Annotated in this window: 16 protein-coding genes and 4 pseudogenes; 18 read left to right on the forward strand and 2 right to left on the reverse strand. The window is 38.9% G+C overall.

The genetic code is table 11. The features are described from left to right. Positions 1-63 precede the first annotated feature (63 nt). From ACJROX_RS14970 to ACJROX_RS15030, 13 genes and pseudogenes are all read left to right on the forward strand, one after another. Positions 64-258, forward strand: coding sequence for a DUF3311 domain-containing protein (locus ACJROX_RS14970; protein WP_408011473.1), 195 nt, complete (start codon positions 64-66; stop codon positions 256-258). Then, complete coding sequence (locus tag ACJROX_RS14975; RefSeq protein ID WP_408011474.1) at positions 255-1,730, forward strand: sodium:solute symporter; 1,476 nt, start codon at positions 255-257, stop codon at positions 1,728-1,730. The genes ACJROX_RS14970 and ACJROX_RS14975 overlap by 4 nt, the downstream gene beginning before the upstream one ends. A gap of 74 nt (positions 1,731-1,804) precedes the next feature. Further along, positions 1,805-3,469 (forward strand): thiamine pyrophosphate-dependent enzyme, encoded by a 1,665-nt coding sequence (locus ACJROX_RS14980; protein ID WP_408011475.1) that lies wholly within the window; start codon positions 1,805-1,807, stop codon positions 3,467-3,469. Between the two features lie 211 nt (positions 3,470-3,680). Continuing rightward, positions 3,681-5,123 carry an aldehyde dehydrogenase family protein gene (locus ACJROX_RS14985; RefSeq protein WP_408011476.1) on the forward strand — a complete coding sequence of 481 codons (1,443 nt, stop codon included), beginning with the start codon at positions 3,681-3,683 and terminating at the stop codon, positions 5,121-5,123. Positions 5,124-5,298: 175 nt separating this feature from the next. Then, the gene (locus tag ACJROX_RS14990) at positions 5,299-6,474 is read left to right on the forward strand and encodes a Glu/Leu/Phe/Val family dehydrogenase (RefSeq protein ID WP_408011477.1); all 1,176 of its coding nucleotides are present in this window, start codon (positions 5,299-5,301) and stop codon (positions 6,472-6,474) included. 93 nt (positions 6,475-6,567) lie between these two features. Continuing rightward, on the forward strand, positions 6,568-7,998 hold the full coding sequence (locus ACJROX_RS14995) for an amino acid permease (protein ID WP_408011478.1): 1,431 nt from the start codon (positions 6,568-6,570) through the stop codon (positions 7,996-7,998). Positions 7,999-8,094: 96 nt separating this feature from the next. Next, a complete protein-coding gene (locus tag ACJROX_RS15000; protein ID WP_408011479.1) occupies positions 8,095-9,129 on the forward strand; it encodes an aromatic ring-hydroxylating oxygenase subunit alpha in 1,035 nt (344 codons plus the stop codon). 141 nt (positions 9,130-9,270) lie between these two features. Further along, on the forward strand, positions 9,271-10,458 hold the full coding sequence (locus ACJROX_RS15005) for a CaiB/BaiF CoA transferase family protein (RefSeq protein WP_408011672.1): 1,188 nt from the start codon (positions 9,271-9,273) through the stop codon (positions 10,456-10,458). A 14-nt stretch (positions 10,459-10,472) separates the two neighbouring features. Beyond that, positions 10,473-11,684, forward strand: a complete 1,212-nt coding sequence (locus ACJROX_RS15010) for an acyl-CoA dehydrogenase family protein (RefSeq protein ID WP_408011480.1) — start codon at positions 10,473-10,475, stop codon at positions 11,682-11,684. Positions 11,685-12,738: 1,054 nt separating this feature from the next. Further along, positions 12,739-14,551, forward strand: a pseudogene (ltrA, locus tag ACJROX_RS15015) (group II intron reverse transcriptase/maturase). A 401-nt stretch (positions 14,552-14,952) separates the two neighbouring features. Beyond that, positions 14,953-16,152: a metallophosphoesterase family protein gene (locus tag ACJROX_RS15020; protein ID WP_408011481.1), complete on the forward strand. Its 1,200-nt coding sequence runs from the start codon at positions 14,953-14,955 to the stop codon at positions 16,150-16,152. A gap of 584 nt (positions 16,153-16,736) precedes the next feature. After that, a complete protein-coding gene (locus tag ACJROX_RS15025) occupies positions 16,737-17,333 on the forward strand; it encodes a class I SAM-dependent methyltransferase (protein WP_408011482.1) in 597 nt (198 codons plus the stop codon). A 375-nt stretch (positions 17,334-17,708) separates the two neighbouring features. Then, positions 17,709-19,145 (forward strand): annotated as a pseudogene (locus tag ACJROX_RS15030) (IS4 family transposase). Positions 19,146-20,115: 970 nt separating this feature from the next. Here ACJROX_RS15030 and ACJROX_RS15035 read toward each other — a convergent pair. Then, complete coding sequence (locus tag ACJROX_RS15035) at positions 20,116-20,280, reverse strand: aspartyl-phosphate phosphatase Spo0E family protein (protein WP_408011483.1); 165 nt, start codon at positions 20,278-20,280, stop codon at positions 20,116-20,118. Positions 20,281-21,512: 1,232 nt separating this feature from the next. On the opposite strand from ACJROX_RS15035, the gene ACJROX_RS15040 reads away from it, so the two are divergent. From ACJROX_RS15040 to ACJROX_RS15050, 3 genes and pseudogenes are all read left to right on the forward strand, one after another. Further along, on the forward strand, positions 21,513-22,370 hold the full coding sequence (locus ACJROX_RS15040) for an esterase/lipase family protein (protein WP_408011484.1): 858 nt from the start codon (positions 21,513-21,515) through the stop codon (positions 22,368-22,370). Between the two features lie 46 nt (positions 22,371-22,416). Further along, positions 22,417-22,557: pseudogene (locus tag ACJROX_RS15045) on the forward strand (hypothetical protein); the annotation flags it as partial. 314 nt (positions 22,558-22,871) lie between these two features. Further along, positions 22,872-23,080, forward strand: a pseudogene (locus tag ACJROX_RS15050) (Tn3 family transposase); the annotation flags it as partial. Positions 23,081-23,500: 420 nt separating this feature from the next. On the opposite strand, the gene ACJROX_RS15055 reads toward ACJROX_RS15050, so the two are convergent. Continuing rightward, positions 23,501-23,911: a hypothetical protein gene (locus ACJROX_RS15055; protein ID WP_408011485.1), complete on the reverse strand. Its 411-nt coding sequence runs from the start codon at positions 23,909-23,911 to the stop codon at positions 23,501-23,503. 719 nt (positions 23,912-24,630) lie between these two features. On the opposite strand from ACJROX_RS15055, the gene tnpA reads away from it, so the two are divergent. Then, on the forward strand, positions 24,631-25,029 hold the full coding sequence (tnpA, locus tag ACJROX_RS15060) for an IS200/IS605 family transposase (protein WP_408006922.1): 399 nt from the start codon (positions 24,631-24,633) through the stop codon (positions 25,027-25,029). A gap of 30 nt (positions 25,030-25,059) precedes the next feature. After that, the gene (locus tag ACJROX_RS15065; protein WP_408006921.1) at positions 25,060-25,239 is read left to right on the forward strand and encodes a hypothetical protein; all 180 of its coding nucleotides are present in this window, start codon (positions 25,060-25,062) and stop codon (positions 25,237-25,239) included. Positions 25,240-25,243 lie beyond the last annotated feature (4 nt).

The following is a 25,243-nucleotide window of genomic DNA, read 5'->3' on the forward strand; positions in this document are numbered from 1 at the left end:
GAATAATGGGATAACGGAGATATATTGTGAATGATTTCATTATAGGACAAAGGATGGTGAAGAATGAGGAAAGTAGTTTATTTCACGAGTGTAATACCTGCGATTGGTTCACTTGTGGTGATCAATCGGGTTGAACCCTATGTATTGGGAATACCATTTGTTCTATTTTGGGCCATATTATGGGTTTGCCTTACATCTTTGTTCTTAATCATTACGAATAAACTGGATCCCGCTAACAGGGAGGGTAAGGATTCATGAATGCAGCCTTTCTGGTTATTCTTTTCTTCCTGGTTTTATGTATCTGGTTAGGGCTTCAGGCGCGTAAAGGTAAAGATATGAACCTGGAACAATGGGCTATAGGCGGTAGAGGCTTCGGCAGTATTTTGATCTTCTTTCTGATTGCAGGTGAAATGTTTACGACCTATACGTTCCTGGGTGTAAGTGGCGGCGCTTATTCATCTGGTGTTCCTGCCGCACTTTACGCTTTCAATTGTTTCTATTTTGTAATCGCTTACTGGCTGCTGCCCCCGATTTGGAAATATGCGAAAGCAAATAATGTCATCTCCCAATCGGATTTTTATGCGAAAAAGTATAATAGCCAAGCTTTAGGTATTCTTGTGGCAATCATCAGTGTCATATCGATTATTCCTTATTTGGTTATGCAGTTAAGAGGATTAGGCATAATCGTTTCCCAGACCTCTTATGGTTCTATTTCACCAAATATGGCCATCGTTGTGGGTGTCTTAGCAATCACCATTTATGTAACCGCTTCCGGTATGCATGGCGTAGCTTGGACGGCAGTTATCAAGGATATCATGATATTGGCAGTTGTCGTCTTCATGGGGATTTATTTTCCGATTCATTACTACGGTGGTTTACAACCGATGTTTGAGGCAATCGACACAGCTAAACAAGGGCATTTGATATTCCCTGAACAAGGACTGAGCATTTCTTGGTTCATTTCCGCTACGATCATGACAGCACTGGCATTTTATATGTTTCCGCATATGCTAGCGGGTGTTTTTTCAGCAAACAGTCCAAAATCACTTCGCTGGAATGCCGGGATCATGCCTATCTATCAAATGATTATCGTTTTTTCATTATTCATCGGTTTCTCTGCAATTCTTCAGGTTCCGAATTTACAAGGGGCAGAAGCGGACTTAGCTTTATTCAAGTTGGCCAAAATGTCGTTCGATCCCTGGTTCGTCGGGGTTGTGGGAGCATCAGGGGCAATGGCTGCTCTAATTCCTAGCTCACTGGTGTTGACAGCAACCGCAACGATACTTTCAAAAAATGTATATAAGGTATGGAAACCAAATACATCTAATGACCAACTGGCAAAATTGAGTCGGATTTTGGTTCCTATCATTGCATTGGTAACCCTTTTCTTTACGTTTAAGGGTGGAAAATCGATTTTTACGTTGTATCTTATGGCCTATAGCTTCATGGCACAGTTGTTCCCATCTTTATTCTTCAGCTTGTGGAAAAAGAATCCTGTCACTGTACAGGGCGCAATAGCAGGTATGATCTTCGGGATTCTAATCGTCATCTATTCGACGATTTCAGGTACAACACTGGGAACATTGTTCCCATCACTTCCACAGGTCATAAAGGACCTTGATGTCGGATTAACAGTATTGCTTATAAACATTGCAGTCACATTGGGGGTCAGTACCATCACAAGGAGACCTGTATTCAAAGAGGATGAAGGAAATAAAAAAGTTTCATAGCTGTATGTTTATCTAGCAGGAAATGTTGATATTCATTTTAACACTATATTAATAACGAAACAGGAGGCTTATTCATGAAAGTGAGTGGAGGCAGAGCAGTTGTTGAGATCATGAGGAAAGAGGGGGTGAAAAAAGCCTTTTGCGTACCAGGTGAAAGTTATCTCGGTGTGATGGATGCACTGTATGAACATCCTGAAATCGAATTGATTTCCGCCCGTCATGAAGGGGGTGCTTCTTTCATGGCGGAAGGGTATGCGAAAGCATCTGGCGAGGTAGGAGTTTGTATGGCTACCCGTGGAGTGGGTGCTGCAAATTTAACCATCGGCATTCATACTGCTGCTCAGGATTCAACTCCTTTGGTCGCGCTTATTGGCCAAGTTGAACGTCCTTTTAAAGAAAAGGAAGCATTCCAGGAAGTAAACCTGGCTGATTTTTTCAGTCATTTATGTAAATGGACAGTAGAAATCGACCGTGTAGAAAGGATCCCGGAATTGTTACATAGGGCTTTTCATATGGCACGTTCGGGACGTCCGGGTCCTGTTCTCGTTGCTTTGCCGCATGACATGCTGGAGGACGAAGCCGAGATGGTCAGCTATCCTTCTTATCGACCGCTTCCTCCCCAACCTCATTGGGAAAATGTGAAGCATGCGATCGAGATGATCCGAAAGGCGGAGCGCCCGATTTTAATTGCAGGCGGTGGTGTAATCCATGCCAAAGCTGGTCCGCTACTTGTGCAATTTGCAGAGGCGATGAATCTTCCTGTTGCCACAGCTTTCCGCCGTTTCGATGCGTTCCCAAATTCACATCCTAATTATACAGGATGGCTTGGTTTTGGAACACCTCACTATTTACTTAAAGCGATTCACGATGCAGATGTGGTTGTGGCATTAGGGACCCGTTTCTCTCAGGTTGGTACACAGGATTACTCCTTGCTTTCTGAAGATTCTAAACTAATCCATGTGGATATTTGTCCTGATATTTTCGGTAAAGTGTATGCTCCATCTCTTGCCATTGAAGGAGATGCCAAAGGGTTCCTGACACAAGCGCTACAGGTGGCAGGCTCACAATCAACGATTTCATGTAATGAGAGAGTCACTGAACTTCATGCCGACTACATGGAATTTTCTGAGACAAAGGCTGACTACACAGAAGATTTTGTCGATATGGACGGATTTATGCATGATATCGTTGCCCAGCTTCCGAAGGATACGATCATTACAAATGATGCTGGTAACTTCTCTGGATGGCTTTCCCGATACTATCGGTTTGATCAAGAAAATACGTATGTAGGACCGACGTCAGGAGCGATGGGGTATGGACTCCCTGCAGCGATTGGAGCAAAACTGGCGCAGCCACACAAACCTGTCGTGTCTTTTTCGGGGGATGGCGGCTTCATGATGTCACACCAGGAGATTGAAACAGCTGTCCGATATAACATTCCATTGATTTCAATAGTAGTGAATAACAATATTTACGGGACCATCCGTGCCCATCAGGAAAAGCATTTCCCAAAACGGGTGATTGGAACGGACTTGTCAAATCCGGATTTTGCTGAATTAGCCCGATTATTCGGGGCGCATGGTGAAAGAGTTGAAAAGAACAGTGAGTTTACGCCGGCGCTGCAAAGGGCGATCGCTTCAGGCCGTCCTGCTGTCATTGAAGTTATCGTCAATCCGGAAATTCTATCTGTAGGCCATGATAAGAAAAAAGTACAGGAAAAGCTGATTTCCAACAAATAATCGCGGCCAGGTAATTTTTAGAAAATGTGTTTAAAGAAAACTTGGTAAAGCCAAGCCACTGGCGGAAGCTGAACCTTAGCCCTAAAGGATGACCTAAAGGCCCTTAAATTTAAACTAGGAACTTTAACTTTTCCATGACGTCGAGTTGCATCTTAACTGGAAAGTTATACGATCCTTACGTGTAAAAAAAAGAAAACTGGGGGAAGAGAACATGCGTTATTTCAATTACATTGATGGACAATGGAAAGAACCAACTTCAGGAGAGTACAGGGAAAATCTCAGTCCACATGATGGAGACAATCTGGGTGAGTTTCCATCCAGTGCGGCAGTAGATTTGAATGATGCGGTGGAAGCGGCAAAGCGTTCATTTCCTGCCTGGCGAAAACTCTCATTTCAGCAACGGGCATCGTATTTGCAGAAAACAGCTGATCTTTTGAAGAAGAATATGCAAGAAATCGGTCAGGACCTGATTAAGGAAGAGGGGAAACCGTTAGCGGAGGGAATGGGAGAAGTCAATCGTGCCATAAGCATCCTCGAATATTATGCAGCTGAAGCACGGCAGCCGTTTGGAGAAGTAATCCCCTCAGTGAATGCGGATACGTTTCTGTACACGACCCGTGCTCCGCTGGGACCGGTCGGATTGATAACACCGTGGAATTTTCCGATTGCAATCCCTGTATGGAAATTGGCACCCGCGCTCATATATGGGAATACGGTAGTGATCAAACCGGCTGATCTTACGCCGAAATCTGTGTACCATGTCATGAAAGCATTTGATGAAGCAGGGCTGCCCGCGGGTGTGGTCAATTGTGTATTCGGCAAAGGATCTGTCATCGGTGAAGGAATGGTCGAAAATCCGGATATTAAAGCGATCTCGTTTACCGGTTCCAATCAAGTTGGTATTCAAATTCAGAACAAAGCTACAGCCAACGGGAAAAAAGTGCAGCTGGAGATGGGCGGCAAAAATCCATTGATCGTACTTTCAGATGCAGACGTAGACAAAGCGGTTGAAATTGCTGTCGGGGGTGCATTCAAGTCTACTGGACAAAAATGTACAGCGACAAGTCGGATTATCGTTGAAGAAGGGATTTATGAAGCATTCCGTGATCGGCTTGTCCTCCGTACAAAAGAGCTGAAAGTAGGCGATCCGTTAAATGCTGATACCTTCGTCGGTCCTGCGGTTTCTAAAGCACAATGGGCCGGTGTAATGGAAATGATTAAGACTGGAAAGGAAGAGGCAACCCTATTGTGCGGGGGTGAGATTCCGCTAGAAGAAGAGCTTGTGAACGGCTTTTATGTGAAGCCGACGGTTTTCGAGAATGTATCCCCTGATGCCCGTATTGCACGTGAGGAAATTTTCGGACCGGTAACTGCACTCTTCAAGGTGAAAAATTACGAAGAAGGAGTGAGGATGGCCAATGATACTGAATATGGGCTGAGTGCAGCGATTTGTACGAATGATTTGACTTTGGCACAGCGTTTCATTGACGACATCGAGGTAGGACTTATACATGTCAACTCGGAAACGGCCGGTTCTGAACCGCAAGTTCCATTTGGAGGATGCAAAAGCTCGAGCACCGGATCACGTGAACAGGGGAAGACGGCGATCGAGTTCTATACACAGGTCAAGACGGTATATATGGACCGGATGTAGCCTGCTTTCACCCGTTTTTGCTGTTTTCAATCCAGAAGGCTTTCACACGACGCAATGACATTGATTTTGCAAGTAGTTTATCGGACATTAAGTCATCATTTTCGCGGCTCACTGTCCAATTGAGTAGAAGTTTCATAGGAATTAAGATATATGACAGAAGATGGAGGTTTCACGGATGTTAAAACCATATTTAATTGTCGAATGGAATGATACCGAAACGGATGCAAAGGGTTGGCTGGTCGTTCATAACTTTGTGAAGGGCTATTCAGGCGGCGGTACGAGAATGCATCCAACCGTTACAAAAGAAGAGGTCCTAAGGTTAGCTGAAGCAATGGCTTATAAGTATACAGCCTGCGGGTGTGAGACGACTGGCGGTTGTAAAGCGGGAATTGCCTATGATTACAAACGGCCGGATGCGTCTGCGGTATTAAGAAGATTTTTGATTTCAATGATGCCCTATATAGACGCAGGGGTATCTTTAGGTAGTGATTTAGGTACGAAATATGAAGATGTACTCAAAATATTCAATGAATTCGGGATTGATATCCCCCTGACGAAATCGATGAGACAGAATCCAAGTGTCCTGAAGGGAATAAGGGATTTCAATAATCTGTTGCTGACAAAAATTGATGGTTTGCTTTTAAATGATGTGGTAACTGGTTATGGTGCCGCATTTTCAGCAGATGAGGCCTGGAAGTTTAGAGGCGGAAAAGAGTGTGCGAGAGTCGTTATTCAAGGATTCGGCTGCGTAGGGGCAAGCTGTGCATTGAAAATGTCCCAGTTAGGATATAAAGTGGTTGGAATATCGGATGCCAACCTTTTGGTGACTTGTGAAGAAGGATTGGATGTACAAAAGCTTATTGATCATAAGAATGGGTACGGAGAAATAGATAAAGACTATTTTGAACCGAATTATCAAGTAAAGCCGAACACGGAATGGCTCGATGTAGATTGCGATATTTTGATTCCGTCAGCACTAGAGGATGTCATTCATCAATCCAATGCTGAAAACGTTAAAGCAAGGTTGATTGTGGAAGGAGCAAACATTCCGATTTCCTTCGAAGGAGATAAAATCATAAAACAAAGAGGAATTGATGTGGTCACTGATTTCGTTGCAAATCTTGGGGCGATCAGATTCTATGATGCGGTCATTTTCGGATTAGTGAAACCGGACCCACAATCTGTAGTTGATGATATAGAAAATCTATGTCGGAAAAATACGTACCGATTGTTTGATGAAGCAAAAAAACAAAATAAATATCAAAGAGAAATAGCCTATGAAATATTCAAGCCATCGATCTGTGATTTATTGGAATATGCTGAGCCGTCCGAAGTTTTACGTGCACAATAATGTTTTTAAATTCAAGAGCAGAGGGCACTCTTATCATTTTGTGCTGATCAAAAAATATATAGTAGTCTATCAATTTAGTACAGGGGGTAGTCAATGCAAACAAGACATGAAAGTCAGCCAAAAAATTTGAATCGTTCGATGAAAAGCAGACATTTGTTCATGCTTTCCTTAGGGGGCGTTATTGGAACAGGTCTTTTCTTAGGATCAGGTTATGCGATCGGTGAAGCCGGACCCGCAGGAGCGCTTGTTGCCTATTTGGTCGGGGGATTATTAATGTACCTGGTGATGGTTTGTCTCGGTGAGTTATCATTAGTGATGCCGGTGTCAGGTTCCTTTCAGGCCCATGCTACGAAATTTATCGGACCCGCCACTGGATTTGTCATCGGATGGATTTACTGGCTGAGCTGGGCGCTTTATGTCGGCTTAGAATTTATAGCAGCTGGGTTCCTCATGGCGAGATGGTTCCCGGATACCCCTATATGGGTATGGTGCGCAATATTTACTGTAATTTTGTTCGGGATCAATGCGTTGACAGCTAGAAGCTTTGCAGAGACAGAGTATTGGTTCGCCGGGATCAAAGTACTTGCCGTCATTCTGTTCATCATTGTCGGTGCGGCTGCGATGTTTGGATTGATGAGCCTAAAGGGACAACCCGCTCCGTATTTCACTAATTTTTTCGGTGATGGAATATTTCCAACAGGATTTACGGGTGTGTTCATATCTATGATGACAGTCGTATACGCTTTTCAGGGATCGGAAATCATGGGGGTTGCAGCAGGTGAGACGGAAAACCCGGAAAAAAACATTCCAAGAGCGATCCGAACCATCGTAATACGTGTACTGCTCTTCTATGTCCTGGCAGTCTTTGTATTGTCGGCTATTGTTCCATGGCAAGAAGCGGGAGTGCTTGAAAGTCCGTTTGTCACTGTGTTTCACATGGTTGGTATTCCTTATGCAGCTGACATTATGAACTTCGTAATCTTGACGGCGATCCTATCTGTAGGTAACTCAGGTTTGTATGCTTGTACAAGGATTCTTTATTCACTATCGCAAACCGGAATGGCGCATCCTGTATTCGGAAAACTCAATAAGCGCGGTGTACCTATTAACGCTTTACTTGTCACCCTTGTCTTTGCCTTATTGTCTTTACTTACCAGTGTTGTTGCGGAGGAAACACTCTTTGTTGTGTTACTTGCAATAAGCGGGGTTGGAGGGGTACTTACTTGGATGAGTATTGCAATCGCGCAATACCGATTCCGTAAGCAGTACATCAGGAAAGGCGGAAAGGTCGAGGATCTCAAGTTTAAGGTACCTCTCTTCCCATTTGTCCCGATTCTCTGCATCTTGATGTGTCTCGGTATTTTTGTATTCACCGCTTATGATCCGACACAGCGGACTTCGTTGTATTGGGGATTCGGTTTCGTTATTGCTTGCTATCTCTATTACCACTTTAGATATAACAGAGGGAGTACAGATGCTGTAGTAGTAGATGAACAACCTGAAAAAGCAGTTCAATCGAAGTAATCATGCCTTCCAAAAAGGGCAGTACTTATGCTCATATTTCATAAAATGTGTGTCTAAAACCTCATTTCTGATAACTAATAGGAGGGATTTTTCATTATGACGACGAAAGAAAATGTAAAGTTTAATTCAACACTACCTTATTCAAAATATGTAGATCTAGAGGTATTTAATGAAGAAAGAAAAAAGATTTTCAAGAAAAACTGGATATATGTAGGTCATGCCAGCCAAGTTGAAAATGCAGGTGATTTCTTGACGCTTGATGTTGCAGGGGAGCCTATTATCGTTACTCACGGGTCAGATGGTAAACTCCGGGCATTTTACAATATTTGTCCACATCGCGGAATGAAAGTTGAGCAGCGTGAACACGGAAATAAAAAGTTGCTGCAATGTGGATATCATGGATGGACGTTCAAATTGGAGGGAAATGTAAATCGAGCGCCTAACTTTAAAACGAATGAACTGGGAGAGCACAGCTGTATGAAACCAATTCGGCTGGAAGTGCAGCATTCTATGATATTTGTAAATCTAGACAACGATGCTCCTTCTCTTTCAGAGACATATGAGGAATTTTTAGGGGAGTTGAAAGCGTATTCTTTCTTTGACTCTGTGAAACTAGTCAGGGAAACCAAACGTGAAGTGAAAGCGAATTGGAAAGCAGTGGTTGATAACTTCCTCGAATGTGATCATTGTGCCATCAATCATCCGGGGTTTGCAAAGTCTTTTGATGTATCCAACTTCTGTACAACGACACACGATAAATTCACTTATCAATATATGACAGTAAGCAAAGATGCTGAAAGTAATCGTGCCCGTTTTTATTGGATCTGGCCGAATATGATGGTAAACGTTTATCCAGGAGAAGGGAACGTTAATACAATTCAAGTCATTCCTGTTGATGCGGAAACGTCGTTGGGAATTTATCGTGATTATTCAGTCGACGAAAACATCACTGCGGAAAAAGAAGAATATTTTAAATTTGTCGATCAAGTACGTAGAGAGGATTTTGAACTGGTAGAAACTTTGCAAAAAGGTCTGCATTCAAATGCATTTTCAAATGGTATCTTCTCACCTACTGAACATGCGGCAGTATATTTCCATGAACTGATTGAAAACGCATTTAAGCAGCAATAGCTATTTTGCATAACAGTTACGGTATAGGCATCACATTGTCACCATCTTATAGTGATTTCGACATTTACTGATGAAGACGATATTACACTTATGCAGCAAAAGGGAAAATCTTTAATAAATATATTAAAAGAAGGTGCTGGTGTGACAAAAGCTTTGAGTAATATACGTGTCTTAGATTTGTCAAGGGTATTAGCTGGCCCATATTGTACGATGATCCTCGGTGATCTAGGTACTGATGTGATCAAAGTAGAAGCCCCAGGAGGCAGTGATGAGACACGACAATGGGGGCCTCCTTACGCCAATGGAGAAAGCGCTTACTTCCTGTGTGCAAACCGAAATAAACGGGCGATCACCCTGGATCTTAAATCTGAGGAAGGCAGAAGAATTTTAAAAGAACTCATTGTAAAATCAGATGTAGTGATTGAAAACTTCAAACATGGCACGATGAAAAAATGGGGGTTGGACGAAGAAAGCTTGAACGAGTTGAACCCGAAAATAATTCATTGCTCGATTACCGGATTTGGCAAAAATGGACCGTATAAACATCTCCCAGGATATGATTTTATCATTCAAGCGCTTGGGGGATTGATGAGTATAACTGGAAGTGAAGAGAGCGGGCCTTTAAAAGTGGGTGTAGCGATATCCGATATTTTGACCGGGTTATATTCAGCGATAGGGATTCTTGCTGCCATTAATGAAAGGAATCAATCACATGAAGGACAAAGCATTGATATTTCATTGTTAGATTCACAAGTAAGCGCTCTTGTTAATGTAGCAAGCAATTATTTGATTTCAGGAAGGAACCCGAAGCGACTGGGTAACGAGCATCCCAATATCGTCCCTTATCAATTGTTCAACACATCAGATGGGGAAATGGTCATTGCTGTCGGAAATGATCGCCAATTCACAAGGCTTTGCAATGTGTTGGAACTCCCAAAAGTTCCGGCTGCCCCAAAGTTTTCAACAAATCCGAACCGAATTCAAAATCGTGATCAACTCATCGCATTACTTTCAGAAAGAATCAAACAGAAGACGACGAAGGAATGGTGTAAAATTCTGGATGATAGTGGAATTCCGTGCGGTCCGATCAACAGTATAAAGGAAGTTTTCGAAGATCCACAAGTGAAATCGAGAGGAATGGTCATTGACCTGGAACACCCAAAAGCAGGAACCATCAAGGTTGTCGGAAGTCCGTTAAAACTTTCCAGGACCCCTGTAGAAGTTAGGAGACATCCCCCTCTTCCCGGTGAACATACAGAAGAAGTATTGAATGAAATAGGGTATACTCTCAACGATATAAAAGATTTAAAGCATAAAAACATTATTTAGGAGGTTACTAGAGTATGATGGACTTTAGCTTCACAGAAGAACAAGAAATGGTCAGAAAAATGGTACGGGGCTTTGTGGATAAGGAAATTATGCCATACATTGCAGAGTGGGATGCAAAAGGACACTGTGAAACCCGAATATTCGAGCGATTAGCGGAGTTGGATTTGATGGGAGTGTGTATTCCAGAAGAATATGGTGGAAGCGGGATGGATTATAATACCCTTGCAATTGTATGTGAGGAACTGGAAAGAGGTGACACAGCATTCCGTACTGCCGTTTCCGTTCATACGGGTTTGAACAGCATGACGCTTCTGCAATGGGGGAATGAAGCACAAAAACAAAAATTTTTAGTCCCACAAGCAAAGGGTGAAAAAATAGCAGCATTCGGTTTAACAGAACCAAATGCTGGATCGGATGTTGCAGCCTTACAAACTACGGCTATGAAAGATGGAGAACATTATATTTTAAATGGGTCGAAAACATGGATTTCGCTTTGCGACATTGCTGATCACTTTTTAGTTTTTGCCTATACGGATAAAAGCAAAAAACACCATGGGATTTCATGTTTTATTGTTGAACGGGATATGCCAGGATTCTCGTCAAAAGCAATCAAAGGGAAGCTCGGGATCCGTGCAGGGAATACTGGTGAAATCTTTTTTGATAATTTAATCGTTCCTAAAGAAAATCTGCTCGGTGAAGAAGGAGAAGGATTCAAAATCGCCATGTCAGCATTGGATAATGGAAGGTTTACGGTTGCAGCTGGCGCGTGTGGAATAATCATGGCTTCTTTAGAAGCCTCTATAAAGTATTGTGAAGAAAGAAAAACATTTGGTAAAGAAATCGGAAAACATCAACTTGTACAGCAAATGATTGCGAAAATGGAGGCTGGACTGCAAATGTCAAGGCTTCTCGTGTACCGGTCAGGCTGGTTGAAAAATGAAGGAAAACGGAATACGCGTGAAACCTCGCTTGCAAAATGGCAAGCTTGTGATTTTGCCAATGAAGCAGCAAATGATGCCGTACAAATTCACGGTGCATACGGTTATTCGAATGAATACCCTGTTGAGCGGTACCTTCGTAATTCGAAAGCTCCTGTCATTTATGAAGGAACAAGAGAAATTCACACGATCATGCAAGCAGAATACGTACTAGGCTATCGACAAGACAAACCTCTTAATAAGACACTGCCTGCATGGCCGTTCAAGAGTACCGTAAAGAACATATAAACGAGAAATATAGATGATCACGGACTTATCGTAACAAGTAAGTCCGTATTTTTTATGAAATTCTTTATCATAGAGGCTTTATGATGCCTGACAAAAGAAAAAGTAGGAAAAAACGATCCTGGTTAAACTCACTGATTTGACAGAAAAAAATTAATTGTATCATTATTTAATACTATTTTCTTAAACTAATAGATACGTTGAATTTAACATTTATCGTGCGGAGATGTTTTAGGAGCCCAATAATATACGAGGGCGCGTTTATTTATGAACGCGTTTTTAAATGTATTGGGCCATATTTTGGTGCGAAACGTTTCTAATTTAAATTTAGAATGGATACATTACTCAGGTAAAGGTTAGACAGTTCTTTACAGAACTGAAGGATTATATCGAAGAGTCAAATGAAAGAGTAACGTCTTGAAGGGCTCTCTCTCAGTCGAATAGCACTTGATTTAGTAAGAATGATAGTGTTATAAGCTCGGCAAAGAGGCGTAAGAATTTACCGTATCAGCTCGGCTGACGAAAGCCTACCCGCGGGGGTGGTGTAAATCATGATGCTTGAGTTGAATGAATAGGGTGAGAATGCAAAAGAACCTAAAGTAAAAGGTTAAGCTGACGAACTTCTGAATGTACGGGTCTAGAATGGCAATACATAGAAATGTGTATATCACCTAAATGTGAGGTTAGCAGTGGATAAGTAAGACTCAGAATTATGAAAATCCATGATATGTTATAGGCATATGAACGGCTAACAGGCTTACTGGAAGCACCTAAACTCATTCTATAATAGATATAATTCAACGTTGTAAGTTGATAACGTGGAGGACTTACTTCCTATGAAACGGTGTTAAGGAAAGCAATAGTGAAAATAGCTACTGTATAACTTATCTTTATATCAGTGAAAGTGGTGGCACAGTACCAATGAAGTGTCTAATCAACATGGAGGGATAGCCACTAGACTAATGAAGAATCATTCAACCATGTAAGGTAGTTCTTTATCGATTAACAAGGTTCTTGTGAGACTAAAAGAGGTTCAACTCCTAAGGGAGTCACCGACTTGTTGAAACGGAAGAAACTGAGACACAATGAGTATTATGATATACAACATTGTCTCGACAATTTGTACGCACAAAGTGTTAATGGTCAAAATTTCTATGAGTTAATGAAATGGATTCGTTCTGATGAAAATATACGTCTTAGCCTATCGAAATATCAAACGAAATACAGGAAGTAAAACGGCTGGTACTGATAAATTAACCATTGAAGATGTCAAATGTTTATCTGTTGAAGAGGTTATTCTGAAGGTTCAAAATATGCTTCAATCATATGAACCAGAAAGTATTAGGCGTGTTTTTATACCAAAACCGAATGGCAAAGTAAGACCGTTAGGTATTCCAACGATATGGGGCAGAATCCTTCAACAGTGCATATTACAAGTGTTAGACCGATTTGCGAAGTGAAGTTTCATAAACACAGTTACGGTTTTAGACCGAACAGAAACACCCATCATGCGAAAGCAAGGTTTAAGTCCCTCATAAACCTGGCAGGTCTCTATCATTGCATAGATGTAGACATTCAAGGATTCTTCAACAATGTAAATCATAGTAAACTATTGAGGCAAATTTGGTCACTAGGTATAAGAGATAAATCTCTACTTACCATCATTTCGAAACTATTAAAGGCAGAAATTGAAGGAGAAGGCATACCCACTAAATGCGTACCGCAAGGCGGTATTTTGTCTCCATTATTATCTAATATTGTTTTAAATGAACTTGATTGGTGGGGAGTGACCAGTGGGAAACATTTAAAAGTAATTATCTATACAAGCACAATGGAGGTAAAATACAGGCGCTCAAGAAATCGAATCTAAAAGAATGTTATATCGTAAGATATGCGGATGATCTCAAGGTTTTATGTCACACACGATCGCAAGCGATTAAAATGAACTACGCTTTAAAGGATTTTCTTCATACAAGATACACCTTGAGACAAGCGAAGAAAAATCAAAGGTTATTAATCTAAAGATAAATTCGTCAGAATTTCTTGGATTCACATTCAAAGTAAAAAGAAAAGGTAAGACAAGGAAGGGCTATGTAGCTCAGTCCAATATGACGAAGAAAGCAAAGTCCAATGCCTTCATAAAAATCAAGGAATCGATCAAAGCCATTCAGAAAAAACCTTGTAAAGAAACAGTTTGGCATTTTAATACGATCGTAATGGGGATTCAAAATTATTACTCAGCCGCCACTCAAATTACAAATAATCTAATTGAGTTGAACTCCTGCCTCCACAAGACGCTATACAATCGACTAAAGAACGCCAGAAAAGAAGCAAAGTTTACTGACATGACGATTACGTTGCAGAAACGCTATAAGGGATATGAAGCACAATATTATAAAATTCAAGACATGGTGTTTGTCCCAATTTATACCCAACGACATAAAACAAATCTATGTTTCTCTCAATACACATGTAACTATACGGTCAAAGGCAGAGAAAAAATACACCAAAGCCTAAAAGCGAATAACAAAAACGTATTAAGGTATGTCATGAAAAATTTTATTCCAAATCGAACGATTGAGTACAACGATAAACGCATAAGTAAGTTCATCGCCCAATACAGAAAATGTGCAGTCACAGGAACGAAATTAGGATCAGCTGATTGGCACTGTCATCATAAAATTCCATATCATCTCTCAAAAGATGACAGATTTTCACACCTGATAGTGCTTCACGAAGACGTTCACCGACTTGTTCATTTAAAAAACGGTGGTAAAATTCAAGACTTACTTCATTCATTAAAGCTATACAAAAAGCAAAAAGAAAAGGTCAATGAGCTTCGAAAACAATGCAAAAATACCGCAATCTAATTTTGAATTATAAATTTGCTTCATTAAATACATAGAATTGAATGAATTGGATTAGTTGGAACGCCGTATGCGGTGAAAGTCGCACCTACGGTGTGAGCGAGGGGAAAAGGGAGCGATAACTTCAAACCCTTACCTATTCGTTATGAGTAAGAAAGGAAATAAGACGGTACATAAATCGTCGCCATAAAATTTATGTTAAATATTTTTTTACTTACTTTTCACTCAATATTTATAATCTATCAACATTTCTATCCTACGATTAAGTAAGAAGAATGATAGGGATACGGGCGACATAATTCTGCTTTACAATTAGCTCTTTATGTTGTTATCAGAATTGTATTTTCGTTACTTATCAAATGCTTTACTTTTAAAAAATTGCGTACGGATTGGGAGGCTTTTATATGAGTAATCAAAATTCAGTCAGAAAGATGGACAGAAAGAACTTTATAAAAATAAGCGGGCTGAGTACACTTGCCTTGACACTTGGAACAACAGGATTACCAGTTGATTTTTTAACCAGTACAGCCGAGGCAAAAACGCAGGACGAAGCTAAACTGAAATTTAATCCAAATGGAAAGTTAAAGATCGTACAGTTTAATGACACACAAGATGATGAGCGTATTGACCGCCGAACCATTCAGCTAATGGAGAAAGTGCTTGATACAGAAAAACCAGATTTTGTTGTGCTCAATGGCGACAATATTGCCGGTGGCTGCGACACAGCTCTTGAGATGAAACAAGCAATTAACAACGTTGCCCAGCCGATGGAGAAAAGAGGAATTAAATGGGCAATTACCTATGGAAATCATGATGAAGATTCAACTCCTAACAGCGGTCTTGACGAGAAAGATATGCTAAAAATCTATATGTCTTACAAATACAATATGAACCAACCTGGAGAAAAAGATATTACAGGAACTGGAAACATGAACGTGCTCATAAATGATTCCAAGGGTGAAAAAGCAGTGTTCAACCTCTGGCTGCTTGACAGCGGAAGATATGCCCCAAAAACTATTGCCGGTCAGGATTTTGAAGGCTATCCTACCTGGGATTGGCTTCGAATGAACCAGGTTAAATGGTATTATGAAACATCTAAGAGTTTAGAGAAAAGATTTGATCGCAAAATACCTTCACTCATGTTCATTCACATTCCTCTATGGGAGCATCGTTTTATGTGGTACGGAAGTGTTGACGGACGAACAGCTGCTAACCATGAAGCAGCTGTAAAAAAACACAATATTGTAGGAGAACGTAATGAAGACGAATGCCCAGGACCGATTAACAGCGGCATGTTTTCAGCCATATTAGAGAGAAACGATGTCAAGGGGGTCTTTTGCGGCCATGACCATATTAATACTTACTCGGGCAATTATTACGGGGTTCTACTTGGTTATGGAGGCAGCGCTGGCTTTGGCACATATGGCCTTTCAGGAGCTGAAAAAAACAGGCTCCGCGGCGCAAGAGTATTCAACCTAGATGAAAATAAAGAGGGAGTTCTTACTGAAACACACATGGTCTTTGCCAAAGACTATGGAATCGATTTGACTGCAAATGATCAAAGTATTGATCCTGCACCGTTAAAAGAATCGGTAAGAGCTTGAATTTAAATTGGAGCTGTCCATCATTAGCACTTCCAACTGATGGACAGTTACTCCCCACCCTTTATTAAACTACTCAGTAATAGGTGAACCGGTTGAAGTATGTTCATTTATCCAATTCAAAGTAGAATTCGAAACTTCCTGCCAATTAGGTATCTTATCTCTATGCTGTTTAACCTAGCTCATACAAAATTGTGGGTCAATATTATGCTCTTGACATTGAGATAAAAATTATAGAACATTGGATACATTGCAGTTTTGCCATGTCCGGCAGGATGTTCTCCAAATGTCCTCTATTTTCTCCTGTATAGGGGTCTCGCCACATGCCCATCAAGTTAAGAAATTGAAATCACCCCAAAACGAAGATTTTGCACAAGTTGCTCAATTTTTCGTTTTGGGGATAGTTTATTTTATTAGGTTTATGGCTATGCGTCGGGACCCCTATACGAGATTGTTTATGTAGACTTTCCGCGCCCACCGGGGTCTATTCGAAAGGGTTTGAGGGGGAGAATCGCCCCTCAAGGTTTTGATTTTTGCTATAATGACCACTATGTAGCTTTAATTTTTAATAAATAGGGGAGTGGAATATGGAAAATAACGTTTTTGAACAGATGGCAAAAAGATATGATACAGAAGAGAGAATTGAATTAGCTAAAGTTATAGTTAAGGAAGTAAGACCAGAATTACGAAATAGTAAATCAAAATCTTTAATAGACTATGGGAGTGGTACTGGTCTAATTAGTTTAGAATTATCAGATTTAGTAGATTCTATTTTGTTGGTAGATTCATCAAAACAAATGTTGGAGGTTGCGAAAGCTAAAATTTCTCACAAAGGAATTACCAACTCAAAAGTACTTTATTCAGATTTTACTCAAGAAACTCCTGAACTTAAGGCAGACATAGTTTTAATGTCACTAGTCCTTCTTCATATTCCGGATACTAAAAAAATTTTACAAGAATTGTTCAACATTTTAAATAATGGTGGCAAGCTAATTATTATTGATTTTGACAAAAACGATAAAATAAATCATCCGAAAGTTCATAACGGTTTTTCGCATGAAGAACTGAAAAAAAGATTATCCGAAGTTGGATTTAAATCAATTAAAATTAAGACATTCTATCATGGTTATCGTATTTTTATGAATCAAGATGCCTCAATGTTTATATCCAGTAGTATAAAGTGATTTCTTGTTTTTTTATTTCTTAGTTCACACAATCTCTAAAAAAGAACCATTCATATCAAGGGTTTTGGCCTTTGACATTGTGAAATGTCATTGGTCTAGTTTATTCCCTGTTGATGTGACTGGTTCTTTGGACATTTTTGGTTTGTTAAACTTTCTGTTGTTGATTGTTTAATTGGTGTTATTTTTATTTTTTTGGATTAAGGATTAGAAACGAGATTTTGCGGAGCGAAAATCGAGTTTCTTCTTTTCTTAATACGTTATGTAGCATATAACCTTTTATATGGGGTCCCGACGCATGCCTATCAAGCTAAGTTAAAACAATATCCCCAAAAACGAAAAAACGCTATGCTTATCGTAAGAAGTTTACGAGAAAGGATGGTGTTTTTTATAAATCCTAACAACTCCAGTGAACTGACACTTTTCGCACAAGAATTACAAAGCTTTCTATCTCCGATAGTCCTACAAGAAATCGCCAAAAAAGTTGGTTTTGTGCAGCGATCTAGTAAGTATCAAGCAAATGAACTCATTGCCCTTTGCGTTTGGCTCAGCCAAGAAGTCGCTAGTACATCGCTTTCGCAACTATGTAGTCGGTTAGAGTCTTCAACGGGTGTACTAATGAGCCAAGAGGGACTCAATCAACGCTTTAATCCAGCAGCTGTCGCATTCCTCCGAGAAGTCTTTACTTCACTCCTAACACAAAAACTCTGTGCGACACTATCGCTATCTTCACACTTGATTTCATCTTTCGAACGTATTCGGATTTTAGATGCGACTGTGTTTCAGTTACCTGATTCCTTCTCCACTGATTATCAAGGCTCTGGTGGGAGTCGTAATACGGCAGGCGTGAAAATCCAATTGGAATATGATTTACTGAGTGGTCAATTTCTTACAGCTTGGACCAGGAAAGAATAATGATAAAACATACGATACCATCTGCCTTGAAACCGTAGAGGCGGGCGATTTATGTTTGCGTGATCTAGGTTACTTCGATTTAGGAGACTTACAAGCTATTCATGATAAAGAAGCTTACTATATCTCGCGATTGAAGCTGAATACACGCATTTATATCAAGAACCCTGAGCAAGAATACTTCAAAAATGGCACGTTAAAAAAGCAAACAGAATACATCCAGCTTGATATGACACAAATGATGTCTAGTCTAACCCCTGGTGACACGATGGAAATTCCCGATGCATACATTGGCCAAAATCAGAAGCTTCCAGCACGTGTCATTATCCATCGATTAACTGATGATCAAACGCAAACTCGCCTGAAAAACCAATTGATACGTGAAAAGAAGAAAGGCATTGTCATGAAAGATAAAAGTAAACGTTTAATGGGAGTGAATGTATATATCACGAATACGTCGCTAGAAAAATACCAACGAACTACGTACATTCATTGTATTCACTTCGTTGGCAGATTGAAATTTTGTTTAAAACGTGGAAGTCATTCTTTGAAATTGATGAATGTAAAAATATTAAAAGAGAACGCCTAGAGTGCCATTTATACGGACAACTCATCGGCATTCTCCTCTGTTCTTCCACGATGTTTCAAATGCGACAGCTTCTGCTTGAAAAGAAAAAGCAGGAGTTGAGTGAATACAAAGCGATTTATATGATTAAAGATTACTTTTCGTTACTGTTTCAAGCGATAGCAGTTGGCACAGAAGAACTTTTGGAAATTCTGCATCGCCTTTATCAGCTGCTCAAAAAGAACGGTCGTAAATGTCATCGTTATAAGAAGATGACAGTTTTTGATATTCTAGGGGTTGTGTATGAATCGACAGTGAAGCATAGACAAGCTGCCTAGCAAAAAAATGGCGTTTTAATAGGCTTCTTTACATGCTTACTTTTCTATCACTTGCTAGTTTTATAACAAGGATCATTTCATACATAGTAATTTAGGTTGTTAGCTTGATGGGCATGGGGTCTCGCCAACATTTTGAAAAAAATCCTACGCTAAGATCTTCTGCAAACGGGCGCGATTCTGTAGCAAGAGTTGTGCTCTTTCTTTATGAAAGGGCCAGCATTACTTAAAGAAGAGTGGTACATTTTGTGTTAACTTATAGGGGAATTTATAATATGGAATTTTTCTTCTGGAGGAAACCCTTTTATGATTTTTGAGATTATTACATTGGAAGTATCGGACAAGATAACTCTTTAAATACAAAGAAAATAGATAAACATATTGAAGAATTAAGAAAATATGACTGGTTTAATGACTTATATGATAATGAAAAGTATCATCGTTTGTTCTTGGTTAATAAGCGAGTTAGGAAGTTTTTTACAAAGTACATTTCTAACTACAATACTTTAATGAAGTAAAGTAATATATTTAATTAAATTTTGTGATAAATATATATTCACATTTTGAAAATTAAGGATTATAATTAGGGCTATAGTAACCTGTAAAGAAAGGTGTCAAGACAGGTCAAAGAGAGATGAGTACTATTCTTAAAGAGTATTTTAACAAAAGTAGGTGATTGCTAAAACGTAGGTTAAAAATGAGTAGGTCTGAAGAATTACAATCTAGTGCAATTAGGATACCATAACACCTTTAATTATAGAATTGACATCATTTACATAATGGACTAATGTGTAAAAAAATCGTAGTGAGGAGGTATTCAATTGGAAACTCCTTTAAAAACGGACGACCAAATTGTGCTTATACAAGAAATCCGAGGTTTGATTCATGCGTTTCAAGATGACCCTAACCAGGCTACATTTAATAAAGTAATCGAACTGACTGACTATCTATGTAAATTAGAAAGCATTAAGCATCATAATCGGGATTTATAGATGGTAAGAAGATGGTCAAGCTCACGGCTGCATTGTAAGGTCTCTTTACTCCTTAAGCCCTTCAATTGAGCTACCCTGATCAACTCTTCTTTTTTCTTTGATATTTCTTCTAATGCTACTTTTTCCTCCTTTTTAACATATAACATCTTTTCCGCCCTCCCCAAGTTACGACTTTAGTCAACTTTTTTAATACTATTATGCAAAAACCGAAAATAAATTGAAATGGTTTCAAGTAAGATGTCAAGATAAGACAAATCCCCCCTAATTACGTCAAGAGAAGAGAAAAAAGTGGATATAAAAAAGATGAACTGTTTTGATTGAGGATTCCATAAAACCTTGATATATCAAGGTTTTCACATGAGTTGCAAAGGGTTTGAAAGTGCTTTTTAATCAAATTCGAAAGGGAAGGTTCAATTGGTTAAATCTAATAACCCTTGGTATAAGAACGATAATGCCAAGGATTATTATATGAAATTTATGCATGCCAATTTTCGTTCCAACTCATATTTATTTTAATTATAGACGAACTTTCTAATTCGTCGTTTTCATGATGTACAAAAGTATAAAAACAATATGACCACAATCAACGCCTTCTTTTAATTTACCCACGAATCCACCCACAAAACACCCACAAAAATTTGATTTAGATTGAAAGTATTTGATTCCCTTTTTAAAATAAACATTGATATATCAATGATTTTGAATAAAGATGATAGGGTTTATTCTTATAAAACATGTTCCGTACTAGTCCACCCTTGGAATGTGAACAATACATCCAACTATACTAAAATTTAATGTTTTGGTTAAAAGAATGTTGACCAAAATTGAAAGCCTTATTCCACAAAAAAGGCCAGAATGTTGAATTGGACTTAGTATATTTAGGGGCAGGCTAGATGAATAAGGGACGTAACTAAGTCAGGTTGCTTCGGAAGTGAGTGAAATATTTAAAAAATAAAAAAATTGACAACACTTTTAATACTGTGTTAATTTTTAAATAAAGTTAATACTCGTGATGGAGAATATGGAGATCCACAGCAATTCTTTCCCTATAAGGGCGAGTTATTTGCTGTGGATTTTTGGATATTACATTGTGGTAAAGCGATAAAAGGTTTTCTCATCTAATCTATTTAACTTATTCTCTATTGCAAAACTTATTAGTAGGGGGGACGTTTTCTTATAATAATTTGGAGGAGCAATTTTCTTAGCTTTAGGCATTCTTCGTGTAGAGATAATTTAACAAAGATAACTTAAACATAAATAAAATAAGTTCAAGTGGTTCTGACTTAACAATTGTGGATAAATAAATCCCCCAGTAGCAATATCTGTGTTTCTGAATTCAAAAAAGACAATAAAGACATATACTTAGGGAGTTGGTAATATGAAGAATCTTTTCATGATTGTTTTATCTTTTTTGTTAACGCTTACTTTTCTGACTTTGGGAAGCGGTAAAACAATGGCAGAAACTACAGGAGATTTCTTGTTAAAAGAAGGATTCCCGCCGCCTGGAGCAAATGATCCAAGCTGCCGGCCAGATGCATCACATCCCGATCCAATCGTACTGGTTCCAGGCACATTTGAGTCCATGGATCGGAACTGGGTTGACCTTGCACCTTTGCTTAAAGCGAAAGGCTACTGTGTTTATTCTTTAAACTATGGTTACAGCAGCGCAGGTTATGCCACAGGTCCTATTGAAGACTCAGCGATGGAACTGAAAATCTTTATCGACAACGTCCTTGAACATACAGGGGCTAAAAAGGTATCTCTTGTCGGACACAGCCAAGGAGGAATGATGCCGCGTTACTATATAAAATTTCTTGGAGGAGATAAAAAGGTGAATGATCTAATCGGACTCGTACCATCCAACCATGGTACAAAAGGCTTTGCTGGGCTCGATACGTCATGGACTGTTACTGATTTGATTTCCTGCACCGCCTGCAGTCAGCAGCAGACCGGTTCGAATTTTCTTGAAAAACTCAACCAGGGCGACGAGACCCCTGGACAAGTTTCATACACAGTGGTCGCAACCCGTAATGACGAGTTTGTTGTTCCTTATACGTCGTCCTTTCTTAGTGAGTCAAAACAAGTGTCGAATATAACATTGCAGGATTATTATCCATTAGATCAAATCGAGCACCAGTTTATAACCTATGACCTGAATGCATTTAATTTTGTTTTTGATGCACTTGCACATGAGGGACCAGCTGATCCAGAAAGAGCTGTGGCTCTCTTCAAGTAAAACTTTTCCTAAATAAAAAAGCATTTAAAAAAATTAACGTTGACGGCTCATTGAAGATGGACTTTACTATGATTTGAAACTAGAACATAGTTTAACTTCCAATGATTTACTTGCCATTGAAAAAGAGATGAAAAACTTCATGACCGAAAATCTAGAAATCAAACGAGTTGAAGTTTCTTATGAAAAAATAATTTGAAGAAAAAAAGCTGAACCATTCAAGTTAGAAATATTATGTGCAATCTGTGCGCTTAGCCAAATATGAAATTCGCTTGTTGAGTTTCATTAGTAACAGAAAAGTAAGTTTTAAATATTTAAAGGATAGCTTTTTCTTGTTCAACTATCGAGGAGAAGTTACCTTTTGAATTTTAGATGATTATTTACTACTAACTATCTTCAGCTTTTGGAGAACGCGATTAAGGAAATGATTCATCAACAGGGGAAGGAATAAAACCCATACTGAGATCAGCTATTCCGTTCATTGAATGAATTCTTTCCATCCCCCGAATAGAAAAGACCATCATTATCATGGCTTCATCTTAAACAAATCAATGTGTCGCCGTATTCAACGCGGTTTACATAAAGGAGAAGTAATGAATGCTCTGGAACAAGCCATTCTCTTTAATAAACATGGAGAACTAAGAGAACGTGCTTTACAGTCTCAATTACAGCGTCCGAGTGCTTTGAACATCTTGGTTAATTCGATTAGTGTGGATTTGAAATTCCTTTAGATATAAGTGAGCACGAATTATACTATACTCTATCGTAGTATGACCTTGAGATTATCAAACACTACCTATTACAGTTATATGGATCGAAATGATTTTAGAATTTCTATTTATAAAAGGACAGTGATTAGCCGTCACTGTCCAATGGCAGGAGAGAAAAACTCTTTATCGAGTTTATGCGATAAAGTATAAATGATTGCAAAATTAAGTAAATAGATCGAATGGGTCAATTAAAATTGGTTAAAAGAGTTACCTTATTCAACAAGAGAAAGAGTAAAACTGTAATTAAATCCATATGCTTGTTAAAGGGGGGCTGACCTAAAATATAGGTTGCCCCCTATACAATTAAATAAGTAAAACGTAAAATAGGCTCGTCCTTTACTTTAAATTATTATTTTTTCAAATTTACCAGTCAGTTTCTGAACTATCATTGGTTCCCTCTCCATTTGCAGGATCTTCAGTGTTTGTTTCTCCGTCCGTTCCTCCATTTGTGGGATCTTCAGTATCTGTTTCTCCGTCCATTCCTCCATTTGCGGGATCTTCAGTATCTGTTTCTCCGTCCATTCCTCCATTTGCGGGATCTTCAGTATCTGTTTCTCCATCCGTTCCTCCACTTGCGGGATCTTCAGTATCTGTTTCTCCGTCCGTTCCTCCACTTGCGGGATCTTCAGTATCTGGTTTTCCTTCCACACCACTATCTACTGGTTCTTCAGCAGGGGGATTATTTACATCCTCATTCTTGTTTTGATCTCCAGTTAGATTACTACATGCTGCTAACATAACTGAAGTTAATACTAAAAATAATGTTTTTAACATGGTTCTCCTCCTTAAGTTACAAAATAGGGGACAAAAATTTTTAAAACTTTCAAATAGTTATCCAAGTATTGGAAACTGCACCCTCCTTTCCTCAAAAATTCAAACCTATTATAGTTACATCTATTCCAAAAACATGTCGAAATGAAGGAATAACCTCCAAGTGTAATCACATTCTAAGATTGTTAATATCCGCTATATCATATTTCATTTTTAGTCAATACCTTTTGATTAGATTAGAACTTCTAGGGACAAGCTTCTCAGAGATAAATAGGTTAAAAGGTTACATTCGAAAGTAGTGACATTTTGAAATTATATGTAATTTAAAATTTAAAGGATAGAAAAATATGATAGAAATGTTTAAAGAATTTTTAATTTCTATTTTCCAATGATAAGAAAAACACTGATTTCTTTACTTGTTGAAAGTTTAATTGATTTATCTATTTAACTTATAATTAAAAAATCAAATAAATTAACTCAACAAATAGTTCTGGAGAATAGGTGAACGTTATGACATATAATGGTTAATAATTACAGATTTTCCGAACGGGAAAGCCCATGCAGGGCATAGCCCGCCTTTAGGCATGGGATGAGAGTGAGAACGGATACGGAGCACCGCTAAAATCGGAAAGGTTTTGTGATACTTCAAGTATCCGAAAATTTCACTCTCTTTTTGTTGTATAACTGTTGTAGTTTATAAACAAAACTGATACATTGTGAATATGAACGAATACAGAAGAACAAACAAAACCGTATCATTAATCAACTATCATTTCGTTTTTTGTCCTCGATACAGAAGGAAAATATTTCTCCGTACTGATGTAGAGGAACGATTTAAACAGTTAGTACAGGAAATATGTGAAGAATTAGAAATTGTCATTGTTGCTTTAGAGTGCGACAAAGACCATACCCACATGTTCCTAAACACACTACCAACACTTAGTCCTGCTGATATTATGGCAAAAATCAAAGGAGTGACTTCTAGAAAGTTAAGAGAGGAATTTCCTCATCTTCAACATCTGCCGAGTCTTTGGACACGTTCCTATTTTGTATCGACCGCAGGAAATGTATCGAGTGCAACCATTAAGCGTTATGTTGAACAACAAAAAACAAGGGGGTGAGCGTTTTGGATAAACAGGAAATCACACTTAATGGACTTGTTGCAAGACAAGTTTCATGAATGGAAACACGAACACTTCCAGCTATATGATGAAGATGGAAACGAATTAAACGAAGATTTGGAAATCGAAATCGACCAAACTCTACATGACTTTATAGAAAATACATCTCATGAGATCTATTCCAACAAAATTTTAAAGAAATGGGGGTGAATAT

Origin of the sequence: Pseudalkalibacillus sp. A8, from assembly GCF_045920555.1 — a bacterium.
Lineage (GTDB): Bacteria > Bacillota > Bacilli > Bacillales > Fictibacillaceae > Pseudalkalibacillus.